Annotated in this window: 8 protein-coding genes and 1 rRNA gene; 1 reads left to right on the plus strand and 8 read right to left on the minus strand. The window is 46.1% G+C overall.

All coding sequences use genetic code 11. The annotated features are described in order from the left end of the window. Window positions 1–182: ribosomal RNA gene (locus J7E78_RS00055) — 16S ribosomal RNA — on the minus strand; the annotation flags it as partial. Between the two features lie 714 nt (window positions 183–896). On the opposite strand from J7E78_RS00055, the gene J7E78_RS00060 reads away from it, so the two are divergent. Then, window positions 897–2270 carry a molybdopterin-dependent oxidoreductase gene (locus J7E78_RS00060; RefSeq protein WP_215074370.1) on the plus strand — a complete coding sequence of 458 codons (1374 nt, stop codon included), beginning with the start codon at window positions 897–899 and terminating at the stop codon, window positions 2268–2270. A 129-nt stretch (window positions 2271–2399) separates the two neighbouring features. Here J7E78_RS00060 and ligA read toward each other — a convergent pair whose 3' ends face one another. The 7 genes from ligA to rfbC all read right to left on the minus strand — a co-directional run bounded on the left by ligA (window position 2400) and on the right by rfbC (window position 11903). Next, complete coding sequence (ligA, locus tag J7E78_RS00065; protein ID WP_215074371.1) at window positions 2400–4421, minus strand: NAD-dependent DNA ligase LigA; 2022 nt, start codon at window positions 4419–4421, stop codon at window positions 2400–2402. 213 nt (window positions 4422–4634) lie between these two features. After that, the gene (gene pcrA, locus J7E78_RS00070) at window positions 4635–6989 is read right to left on the minus strand and encodes a DNA helicase PcrA (RefSeq protein ID WP_215074372.1); all 2355 of its coding nucleotides are present in this window, start codon (window positions 6987–6989) and stop codon (window positions 4635–4637) included. A 524-nt stretch (window positions 6990–7513) separates the two neighbouring features. Beyond that, complete coding sequence (gene pcrB / locus J7E78_RS00075; protein ID WP_215074373.1) at window positions 7514–8209, minus strand: heptaprenylglyceryl phosphate synthase; 696 nt, start codon at window positions 8207–8209, stop codon at window positions 7514–7516. A gap of 178 nt (window positions 8210–8387) precedes the next feature. Further along, window positions 8388–9263, minus strand: a complete 876-nt coding sequence (locus J7E78_RS00080; protein WP_215074374.1) for a phosphatidylinositol-specific phospholipase C/glycerophosphodiester phosphodiesterase family protein — start codon at window positions 9261–9263, stop codon at window positions 8388–8390. Window positions 9264–9397: 134 nt separating this feature from the next. Then, a complete protein-coding gene (gene rfbD, locus J7E78_RS00085) occupies window positions 9398–10279 on the minus strand; it encodes a dTDP-4-dehydrorhamnose reductase (protein WP_215074375.1) in 882 nt (293 codons plus the stop codon). After that, complete coding sequence (rfbB, locus tag J7E78_RS00090) at window positions 10269–11300, minus strand: dTDP-glucose 4,6-dehydratase (protein ID WP_215074376.1); 1032 nt, start codon at window positions 11298–11300, stop codon at window positions 10269–10271. The genes rfbD and rfbB overlap by 11 nt, the downstream gene beginning before the upstream one ends. A gap of 54 nt (window positions 11301–11354) precedes the next feature. Continuing rightward, window positions 11355–11903: a dTDP-4-dehydrorhamnose 3,5-epimerase gene (rfbC, locus tag J7E78_RS00095; RefSeq protein ID WP_215074377.1), complete on the minus strand. Its 549-nt coding sequence runs from the start codon at window positions 11901–11903 to the stop codon at window positions 11355–11357. Between the last annotated feature and the right edge of the window lie 149 nt (window positions 11904–12052).

Below are 12052 nucleotides of genomic sequence, written 5' to 3' on the forward strand. Positions count from 1 at the left end.
TATTCGGTATTAGCTACCGTTTCCGGTAGTTGTCCCAAACTTGAGGGCAGGTTGCCTACGTGTTACTCACCCGTCCGCCGCTAACCATCAGAGAAGCAAGCTTCTCTTCAAGTCCGCTCGACTTGCATGTATTAGGCATGCCGCCAGCGTTCGTCCTGAGCCAGGATCAAACTCTCCAATAAAGTATTGAAAAGAGCGATAAGCTCATTTTGAATCTGACGATTCATTGTGAATCAAAAGTTACTATCCATTTGTTCAGTTTTCAAGGAATTTGTATGTCCGTTTATGACAATGCTTGTCAACCGGACAGGAATCTTATCGTATCATGTTAACTAACTTACTGTCAATACTTGTTTTCGTCATCTTTCAAATGATTATGACAATCTATCGTTTGAAGCGACAAGAAATAATATATCATGTAGCTATTTATTTAGCAAGCATTTTTAATCTACCTTCTAATATCATGATATTTTTCATCTACGTTGTCATGTCTCCAACCTCTATTCGACAGATTAGCACATTTCTTGAATCCAAGATGGAACCCTACTCTCTTACAGGTACTCTATATCAAAGAAACAGATCCTTTCTATAATAGTGCCTTCTATAACCACAAGTAATAATGATCTAGATGAGTTTTAGTTAGAGTACCGATCGGGATAACGATCCTTGCCCTTCTATTGGTTTGAAGAAAGTGATCCAAAAACTCTATAATAAGGTATATAGATATAGAGATAAGGTTAAGCAGTCAAGTGTACTACTTTCATAAGTGCCTATGAACAATCGTATATCCATCTCGAATTGCACTTTTACACAGATCACGTACTCCATTCACAGCTCACTATTACATATCAAAGTTCTGAATAAACTCATTACCAACCAATATGGGGTGATCGTACTTGAAGCAATGGTTAAAGAACAGACGCAAAGGTTACGGCAAAAAGTTGGTTTCCATTCATGCTTGGAATGCCTGGATTGTTGTGATCCTTGCTATAACAGGTCTTATGCTGGTAGGCGGCTTTTGGCGGGAGATACTCGGAATTGGACGTGTCTGGTTAAAATGGCTACATATCATCGTTGGGCTAGCTATGCTGGCACCCGTAGTATATTACTTGATTTTGGCCGGAAAGCACTGGAAACAGCTTCGTAACAGACCATGGCAGAGGGTGAACACCATCTTTGTTCTTGCTCTGCTGGTAGGCTGGCTACTCTCGGGTATTGTATTATGGCAGTTCAAGCTGGCTGGACCTCGATGTTCGAATGCTGCACTTTTGATCCATGACCTGCTGACTTGGGTGGGCTTACCTTATATTATCTATCACTCCATCACTCGAACCAAATGGTTAAAGGACCCTGCACGTCGTGCGGTTAAAACCACTATGACTTCAACACGAACTCAAAATACAGCTGATCCATCTGATTCAATATCGGATGAAAAAGAAACACCGGCTGCTATATCTTCTTCCCAGTTTGATCGCAGTTTCGAGAGAGATCCCCTCAAATCAGAGGAGCGACCTCAACCGTTGTATACACGACGAGCTTTCATCCGTTCTGCTGTGGGGGTTGGTCTCGCCGTGACTCTTGGACCTACTTTTATATCCTGGGTAGGACGAAATCTCAAGATCGATAACAGTATTGATAGCATGCTGGAGAACGATCCTAACCGTATGGTTCCTTTGCCACAACCACTGTCTGCCTCTTCACCTCCCATTGGAGGCGGAGCTGAAGGTCATTTCCGCGTATATACGGTTACGCCTATACCGTCCTTCTCCAATGCTAACTGGTCTTTTCGAATTGATGGATTGGTTGAACGGGCACAGGTATGGAACTGGGAACAATTCGTGAAGCTCGCTCGTACCGTACAGGTTAGTGATTTCCACTGTGTTACGGGATGGTCTGTGTATAAGAATACGTGGGAGGGCATTCCTCTTGCACAGCTTTTGAAACAAGCCGGGGTTAAACCCGAAGCTCACAGTGTGAAATTTTATTCCGGTGATGGTGTGTATACAGATGCGATTACGATGGATCAAGCGCAAATGGAAGATATTATGGTCGCTGTCATGCATGATGGCAAACCTATCCCTGCTGATCTTGGCGGTCCGGTACGGCTCGTCATTCCTCAGATGTATGCCTATAAATCAGTAAAATGGTTGAATCGCATTGAACTCATCGATAGCGAACATATTGGTTACTGGGAAGAACGAGGATATGATAAGGATGCTTGGCTTACAGGCGCATCTCAGCGCATTCCTAACAATTTAAGTGGGTCATGATCAGTTAAGATAAGATTGGTGAGCGTTCATTCGTTGTAAAAATAATTTAAGAGAAATAACAAAAGCCCCCGATCACATATTCGTGTCTTTGGGGGCTTTCTTATATGAACTCTTTTGTTAATTCATCCTTTAACCCTGTGGGTTCAAAAGACGTACAAGTTCATCCTCATCCTCAATTGTTGGAATACCGAGATCATGGGCTTTGGTTAGTTTACTACCTGCCTTCTCTCCGGCAATAACCAAATCTGTCTTTTTCGACACACTGCCAGTCACCTTCGCTCCGAGCGCTTCCAGTCTTTGCGTCGCCTCTTCCCGCGTCAATTGATGCAGCGTTCCGGTCAAGACGACCGTTTTACCACCGAAGAAGGAATCTTCAGCAATAGCAACGGCTGGTGACTCAGGTGCCTGAGCTCTCACACCTAAATTAAGCATCTTCTCAATCGCAGCCTGTGTAAACGGATCTGCAAAAAAGTTTACGATGCTCTCTGCCACAATACCACCCACGTCGGGTAACTCAACCAGTTCTTCCACGGTTGCATTCATAATGGCGTGCAGATCTCGATAATGATCAGCGAGCATGCGCGTTGTCGATTTACCTGTGTTCGGAATACCCAGTGAGTATAAGAAGGAAGCCAAGTCTCTATCTTTACTAAGCTCAAGCGCAGCGATAAGGTTGTTCGCTTTCTTTTCCCCAAACCGCTCCAGCTTCACCAGATCATCAAACTGTAACGTATACAGGTCAGCAGGCTCGCGTACGTTCAATTCATCATACAACTGAATCGCCGTTTTCTCACTGAACGTCTCGATGTCCATGGCATCACGGGAAGCAAAATGGGAAATCCGTGCTACCGTCTGTGGTTTACACGCAAGTCTATTGTTGCAGAACAGATGCGCTCCGCGTTGCTCCAGTGGGAATCCACATGCAGGACACTGCTCAGGGAAGACGATCTCCTCTCCATCACTCTCCTCTGTCACTTTACCCAGAATCTCAGGAATGACGTCGTTGGAGCGACGGATAAAGACCCGTGTGCCCAGAGCAAACTTCAGATTTTTGCGCTCAATATCTCCGACATTGTTCAGAGTACAGTTCTGTACCGTTACCCCGGCAAGTTCAACCGGTTCTACGCGTGCCAGCGGAGTTACTTTGCCAGTACGGCCCACATTCCATACCACAGCGTTAAGAACCGTCGTGGTCTCTTCAGCCTCGAATTTATATGCCACCGCCCAGCGAGGGAATTTATCGGTATAACCCAACACCTCACGCGTGCGCATGTCCGTAATTTTGATAACAGCCCCATCGATCAGATAGTCCAGCTGCCCCCGGTTCTCCTGAATCGCGGCCAGTTGTTCCATCACATCATCAAACTCATGGAAATAAGTAATCGATGGATTCACTTTGAAGCGGTTCTCACGCAGGAAGTCCATCATCTGCTGATGATTGGCAAACTGAATGTCATCCGAATAACCTACATTATAAAAATAAGCATTCAACCGACGCTCAGCCGTCGCCTTTGGATTCAGGTTACGCAGTGCTCCCGCTGCTGCATTACGCGCATTCTTGAGTGGTTCTGCTGCTGTCTCATTGTATCGCTCCAGGACAGACAGGTTCATGATACCTTCACCCTGTACTTCAATCGTACCGCTTGTGTAAGGAATTTTGAGCGGGACAGATCGGATTGTTCTCACCTGTGCCAAAATCCCTTCGCCCACCGTACCGTTACCACGCGTAGAGGCTTGTACCAACTCACCGTTGGTGTATGTCAGGTTCAGCGTCAATCCGTCAAACTTCAACTCAATGACGTAACCTGGTTCCGGTAAAGGTGTATCCGGATTTTTACTGTTATAGTCGTTGATCAGTTTCAGTACACGGGTATTCCAGCTGCGCAGCTGCTCAATATTTTGCGCTTTGTCCAGACTCCATAATGAGGATAAATGGCGATGTGGGGTAAACCCTTTGAGCAGTTCGCCGCCCACACGCTGTGTTGGAGAATCCGGCAGAACCATGCCGCTTTCCTGTTCCAACGTAACCAGTTCATCGTACAGAAGGTCATACTCCTTATCGCTGATCTGTGGCTGATCCATCGTGTAGTACTGATAATTATGCTGGTTCAGCTCGGTAACGAGTTGCTCCATCCGGTGCATCGGGTCCATACAGGGCCATCCCTCCGTAATTTGATCTATATATGTAGAACGAACACTCCTATTGCACGTGAACGCCGATAACAGAATAACTTTCCGATCGCTGTTATCCCCAGATTTCTTTAATTCATTATAAAAGGTAGAAATCCGAGGATAAAGGCGAACGCTTTGCTTCTTCAATTTATTTCTGTTCTCTCCGTTATCGTGCATAAGGAGGTTTCGTTCTTATTCCACTTTCGTAATAGGGGCAAAACCAGCAAGCAAACGTTTCACACCCACCGGAGCCGGGAATGCAATCTGCAGTTCGGTATCATTACCTGTCCCTTTGACCGCAACAATCGTGCCTGTCCCCCATTTGCCATGCTGCACTTTGTCTCCTGCCTTGAACCCTGCTTCACCACTAGAAGCTGCCGGCTTGGAAGCAGATGATGGCGTAGAGTATGTCGGGCGGGAAGTACTCGTAGTCACACGCGAAGTTGGCTTGGATGAGGTAGCAGATGAACCACTCTTGCTTTGGTGATCAAAGAGCTTGGTGCCACCACCGAAGTTGCTTCCTCCACTAGAACCTAGTCCACGTCCACCATATGAGCCACCTCCGCTACTGCCGCGGCGGTAACGATCACGAGCCATGGAAGTGTCTTCCTTCAGCTCATCCGGAATTTCGTCCAGGAAGCGGGAAGGTGGATTTGCTGTGGTACGTCCAAACAAGGTACGCATCTGGGCACATGACAGGAAGAGTTGCTCTTCTGCACGAGTAATCCCCACATAAGCAAGTCGGCGTTCTTCTTCCAACTCTTCATTGTCCATAAAAGCACGGCTATGCGGGAATACGCCTTCTTCCATACCCACAATAAAGACCACCGGGAACTCCAGACCTTTGGCGCTGTGCATGGTCATCAGGGTAACAGCGTCGCTCTGATCCTCTTCATCATCGTTCATGCTGTCGATGTCAGCAATCAATGCAAGATCGGTGAGGAACGACACGAGCGTTTTGTCTTCATTATTTTTCTCAAACTCCATCGTTACCGACAGGAACTCTTCAATGTTCTCCAGCCGTGCGCGGGATTCGAGTGTGTTTTCGTTTTGCATCTCAAGACGGTACTCACTCATCTCAAGAATCTTCTCGGTCAATTCAGTTACAGACAGATATTCTACCATCTGATGCAACGCAGCGATCATGTCATAGAACTCCACCAGCGCATTCCGCGTACGACCAGCAAAACCAAGATCATCTACGACCTGAAGTACACGGAAAATAGAAATTCCACGCTCTCCTGCCGCAGCCGCAAGCTTCGCTACCGTTGTATCACCAATGCTACGTTTTGGTACATTAATGATCCGGGTAAGACTGATATCATCGTCCGGGTTAGATAACAGGCGCAGATACGCCAGAATGTCCTTGATCTCTTTACGATCATAGAACTTGATGCCGCCGACAATCTGATACGGAATATCAGACTTGATCAGAATTTCCTCTATAACCCGGGACTGGGCGTTGGTACGGTACAAAATCGCATGGTTCTGATAGGATTTGCCGTTCTTCACATTTTTACTAATCTCGGAGGTAACAAAATACCCCTCATCATGCTCGGAATCCGCACGGTATACCTTGATCTTCGAACCACCCTCTTTGTCCGTCCACAGTTTCTTCGGTTTACGCCCTGTATTCAGGCCGATCACTTCATTCGCTGCATTCAGGATATTGGAAGTAGAACGGTAGTTCTGCTCCAGCAAAATCGTGCTCGCTTCAGGGTAGTCTTTCTCAAAGTTCAGGATATTGCTGATATCAGCCCCGCGCCAGCGATAAATCGACTGGTCACTATCCCCTACAACGCAGATGCGGTGATGGCTGTCAGCGAGCATGCGGCACAGCATGTACTGTGCACGGTTCGTATCCTGATACTCGTCCACGTGAATGTACTGGAATTTCTTTTGGTAAAAGTCGAGGACTTCCGGTACTTCCTTGAACAGTTGAATGGTCTGCATAATGAGATCATCAAAATCAAGTGAGTTGTTGGCTCTTAACCGTTTCTGATACATCTTATATATCTTCGCTACAATACCCTCGAAATAGTCTCCTGCTTGCTTCTCATATTGCTCCGGACTGATCAGTTCATTCTTGGCCGTGCTCATCATCGATTGAACTGCTTTGGGCTCGAATTTCTTCGTATCGATATTCTGATCTTTCATACAGCTGCGAATTACAGATAATTGGTCCGATGAGTCCAAAATACTGAAGTTGGAGGTAAAGCCAATACGTTCAATGTCACGGCGCAGAATACGCACGCACATGGAGTGGAACGTGGATACCCATATGTCGCGGCCCTGAGATCCACCTACGAGTTGGGATACACGGTCTTGCATCTCACGAGCGGCTTTGTTCGTAAAGGTAATCGCTAAAATGCCCCACGGAGGGGCTTTCCGTGTTGCAATAAGGTAGGCAATCCGGTGTGTCAGCACCCGGGTCTTGCCTGAGCCTGCTCCGGCCATAATCAGCAGTGGGCCATCCGTCGCCTCGACGGCTTGCCGCTGAGGAGTGTTAAGCCGTGCAACGGCATCATGTATATTTACAGGTTGCATGCATGCATGCTCCTTTCGTTGGTTGGTCTATAAAGCAAAATTAATAGGTTACACTCGCCACTCCGATGACAGAATAATCTTCCGATCGCCGTTATTCCCAGATTTTTTAATTTACTTTTTCAAAGGTGAAAATCCGGTAATAAATGCGAGCACTTCGTTTCTCCAGCTTATTTCTGTCCTCTACGTTATCGTGTAAAAATTAGTTTAGCTTAAATTTAAGGGCAGTAAAAATACAAGAGAGAACACTTTTTCAGATTGCTTCTACACTCTCCGTTTCTGTGTAAACATAGTTCCTGTATACGAATTTCTTAGTAAAAGAACAATATCGGGTAGTAAGAGTGCGCTTAGGATTTAGCTTTCTTACAGAAAGCTTTTAACGAACACTTCGTTTCTCCAGCTCACCTCTGTCGACTTCGTTCTCGTGTAAATGACATTGCGCTCATATAAGTTCTTTATATAGTAAGGGCAAAGTTCTATTTTAACAGATCATAAGGGGAAAATGGGGGAATGGTAAACTAAACCGATTAAAGGGTTCCTTTTACGGCCAACACCGTCTCAAGTGCCTTATTCAAATCGCTGTACACAATGTTACCTACCACGACAGTATCTGCCACCTGAGCAGCTTGCGTGGCTTTCTCCGGATCATCAATTCCGCCGCCGTAGATGAGGTGTGCCCGCTCCAGTTGTCTGTGCGTCTCACCAACAAGCTCCATATCTCCGAACGTTCCACTGTACTCCATATATACAATGGGAAGATTGAGCAGACGCTCCGCGGCCTGGGCATATGCCACCGCAGCTCCTGTTGTCAGATCCGTATCTGCCCCAGTCAACCGCGCTACCGTGGAGTTTGCATTAAGCACAATATAACCCTCGGCAATAAGCATATCCCACGGGATGAGATAACCATAACGCTCTATGGCTTGCTGGTGGTGCCCAATCATCCATTTGCTGTCTGTTGCATTCAGGACCATCGGGATCAGATATCCGTCAAATCCGGGAACAACGGCCTCCAGATCGGATACTTCAAGCACACAGGGCAACTCATAACGACGCACACGGGACATCAGGTCTACCGTGTTATCATAAGTAATTCCGGAAGATCCACCTACGATAATTGCATCGGTCCCCGACATGCAGATCTGATCGAGTTCTTCATCCGTAATTTCACGGTCCGGGTCAAGCTTAAATACATGTCTCCACTGCTTAATCATGTCTATCAACGAACATTCCTCCAGAGGTTCTTCTGCATCCTAGAAAGCTTGTAAACTAAGTCTAAGTCAGCAGGCAGTGAGTGTCAATGTTCGTATAAAAAGGGGAACAGAAAATCACAGACATTTCCCTTTCCTGGTATGGAAAAGCCTGTGATTTGGATTTTGTAATGATTATAATTACGACATTTTATGGTTTCCAGGCAAAACGTGTATTTATCTCATCCAGCTCCTGCTCCGTCAGCACGTCCGAGTACACCCCGTACACGCCCCATTTCTCATAGTTAGCCACCTGTTCAGTGTCATTGATGGTATGCACGTAAGTAACGGACCCTGCGCTATTCAGCTTGGCGACGAAATTCTGGTTTACTTTATATTCCGGCATGGTTACGGCATCAATATCATTCTTTTGCACAAAATCAACAACCTGATCTTCTGTATCCTGTGTGGCATATAACGTATAGATAATGGAAGGGAAGGCGTAGACTTCTTTTACCGTATCAAGCATCGGTTCGTTATAGATCTGTACAACCACCCGATCCAGCACGGAGGGATCATGTTCTTTGGCTGCATCCACGAGGGATTGTAACACCTGCTGAATGTCCTCGTCCTTCTGTTCCTTGGTGTCGGTAACGATATACATATCCGGGTACTCAGCCAGTACATCTATAATGCCATCTGCATCCATAGGCTGGTACATACCCAAGATTGGCGTATCCATGAATTCATCATGTGTCAGCGCCCCGGCTTGTTTATCATCGGGAAGCTCTTGGTCCTGTCCTAGCATTTTGCTCATATTCGCGGTCCACTCATGTCTGGCTACGGCTTTGCGATCTGATGTCAGCATAAAGTCGATCTCAAATACACGTGTGCCTTTCTCGTAATTGGCAATCAGCGCTTCATAGGCGTTGGTATATGGCTGATCCCGAATGCTGCCCATCGCATGGGCTATTAATCTATAAGTGGTAAACCCGTCCCGTTGTTCCTCACTCTGGCTTTCATAGGCGAAAAAGAGTGTGCCCACGGTAACGATCAGTAGTATTAACACAGCGGCAATGCGTTTCATATAGCATTCACATCCTCAGTACCTTTTTGTTAGCTAACTACCCGAATTGATGAGGTACAAAACAAAACAGCCGCCCGAGGCGGCTGTTAAATGGTGGATAGACTGTAGGTATAAAGCAAGGACCATCAACATGCTCAGTCCTTTTGCTGTACACTCAACTCTTTCAAAAACGCAATCAGCGCCTCACGCCAAGGTCTCAGAGGTTCCAGGCCGTTCGTTCGAATCGCCAGTTGATCCATGACCGAGTATGCAGGACGAGGGGCTGGACGCGGAAACTGATCGGTTGTGCATGGCGTAACTTCGGCCGTTGGCTTGAATCCACCCTGCTTCTTCGCTTCTTCACTAATGGCCTGTGCAAACTCATACCATGTGCAAGTTCCGGAATTGGAAGCATGATAGATACCATATTTTCCGCTTGTAGAAAGGGTATGAATAAATCGGGCGAGATCGACCGTATAGGTAGGCGAACCTTGTTGGTCATGAACAACTTGCAGTTGTGGACGTTTCTCCATAAGTTCCAGCATGGTTTTGACAAAATTACTGCCATGCACGCCAAACACCCATGATGTTCGTATGATGCACCATCGCGTACACAAACTTTGAACCAGCCGTTCCCCGGCAAGCTTCGACTTGCCATATACACTCTGCGGATTCGTTACATCGTACTCTCGGTAAGGTGTACTCCCACTCCCATCAAATACATAATCGGTACTGATATATACCAGTTTTGCTTTCACACTCTCGGAGGCAACCGCAATATTTCTTGTACCTGAAGCATTGATTGCATATGCTGTATCTTCATCTACCTCAGCTTGATCCACCGCCGTGTACGCAGCGCAGTGAATAATGATGTGAGGTTGGAACGTTGTAATCATATCTGTGCACTGCTGTTGATCGGTAATATCCATCTGGTTCTTGTCACAGGCCAATACCTGATGACCCTCTGCTTCGAAGCTCTTCACTACATCATAACCCAGTTGTCCTGCCGCGCCAGTCACCATAACTCTATAGTTCATTTGGACGAATCACCCATCCGCTACCGTACTGAAGCTGAACATAGTCCTGATATGTGCCTGATTGAATTCTCGTCCACCAATCTTGATGTTTCAGATACCATTGGATCGTCTCCTTGATCCCTGTCTCAAAATTGTGTGCAGGTTGCCAGCCGAGCTCTGTACGTATCTTGGTAGGATCTATACCGTAACGTCGGTCATGGCCCAATCGATCCTGTACATATTGAATCAAGCTCGCTGGCTTACCCAGTTGCTCCAATACGCTCTCCACAATGTATATATTAGTACGTTCATTATTACCACCAATGTTGTATACCTCTCCAGATTGTCCATTATGAATCACCAGATCAATCGCGCTGCAGTGATCCTCAACATAAAGCCAGTCACGAATATTGAGTCCGTCACCATATACTGGGATGGCTTCATCATTTAATGCACGGGATATAATCAGCGGAATCAGTTTCTCCGGGAATTGAAAAGGTCCATAGTTATTAGAGCAACGTGTAACATTGACAGGAAGTCCAAAGGTTTCATGATAGGCTCTTACGAGCAGATCCCCGCCTGCTTTACTTGCAGAGTAAGGACTATTTGGCATCAGAGGTGTATCTTCAGTAAATAAACCTGTTGCACCCAATGATCCATATACCTCATCTGTCGATACCTGAACAAATTTGGTGACTTGATACTTCTTTGCCGCATCCAACAGAACCTGAGTACCCATCACATTGGTACGCACAAAGATATCCGGGGACAGAATACTTCGATCCACATGAGACTCGGCAGCGAAATTCACAACCACATCGATGCCCTGGGAAAAAACAGCTTCCATCTGCTTTACATCTGCAATATCTGCCTTGATGAAGGTATATCGGGGATTGGACTCTACCGTATGCAAGTTCTCCAAGTTTCCCGCATATGTTAATGCATCCACATTGATAATCTCATAACTCGGATGTTCACGAAGCATATATAACACAAAGTTGCTGCCGATAAATCCGGCCCCACCCGTGACCAGTAGTTTCATGCTGTCTCTCTCCCTCTGCCTTCAGATACAGAAGTATCTGGAAAGTCTGATTAATTAGTCAAAGTTCAGTTCAGCATCTTTCAGTAAAGGATGCTTCTGATCCTTCTCCGATAATATAGGTTTCGTCACAGGCCAATCAATGGCGAGCGCCGGATCGTTCCACAGAATCCCACGATCGTGTTCAGGCGAATAATAGGCGTCTACCTTATAAGTTACCTGGGAATGAGGCACCAAGGTACAGAATCCATGAGCAAATCCTTGAGGAACAAGCAGTTGCCGCTGGTTGTACTGACTTAGAATGACACTTTTCCATTGACCAAAAGTAGGGGATGAGGTGCGGACATCCACAATCACATCATATATAGCCCCAGATATAACCCTCACCAATTTAGTTTGTGCTTTGGGCTGAAGCTGGTAATGAAGCCCACGCAGAACACCTGCTTCAGCCGACAAGGATTGATTGTCCTGAATAAAGACGTGCTGTATCCCCTGTCCATGCAGAACCTGCTCATTATAACTCTCCATAAAATATCCTCGGTGATCACCATAAACCTTGGGTTCCAATATGGCAGCGCCATCCATAAACAGCGGAAGTACCTTCATGACATCCCTCCGTTTTGCTGTTGACATCATTTCTTCATATTGACTATGTATATGTAAAGTGTCGGGTATGTGTTTGTTCATTGGCCTGTATAACCCTCATATTTGCTCTTTCATAAAATAAATTAAAGCCCAGCCGCGCTATCATTCTT

This window comes from Paenibacillus polymyxa (assembly GCF_018614975.1).
In the GTDB taxonomy this organism is placed as follows: domain Bacteria; phylum Bacillota; class Bacilli; order Paenibacillales; family Paenibacillaceae; genus Paenibacillus; species Paenibacillus polymyxa_E.

What these genes read in the sequence shown, in the direction of transcription:
- ligA (WP_215074371.1), bottom strand. Translation starts at nt 4,421, where the DNA reads ATGGACCCGATGCACCGGATGGAGCAACTCGTTACCGAGCTGAACCAG.
- pcrA (WP_215074372.1), bottom strand. Translation starts at nt 6,989, where the DNA reads ATGCAACCTGTAAATATACATGATGCCGTTGCACGGCTTAACACTCCT.
- J7E78_RS00080 (WP_215074374.1), bottom strand. Translation starts at nt 9,263, where the DNA reads ATGAAACGCATTGCCGCTGTGTTAATACTACTGATCGTTACCGTGGGC.
- rfbD (WP_215074375.1), bottom strand. Translation starts at nt 10,279, where the DNA reads ATGAACTATAGAGTTATGGTGACTGGCGCGGCAGGACAACTGGGTTAT.
- rfbB (WP_215074376.1), bottom strand. Translation starts at nt 11,300, where the DNA reads ATGAAACTACTGGTCACGGGTGGGGCCGGATTTATCGGCAGCAACTTT.
- rfbC (WP_215074377.1), bottom strand. Translation starts at nt 11,903, where the DNA reads ATGAAGGTACTTCCGCTGTTTATGGATGGCGCTGCCATATTGGAACCC.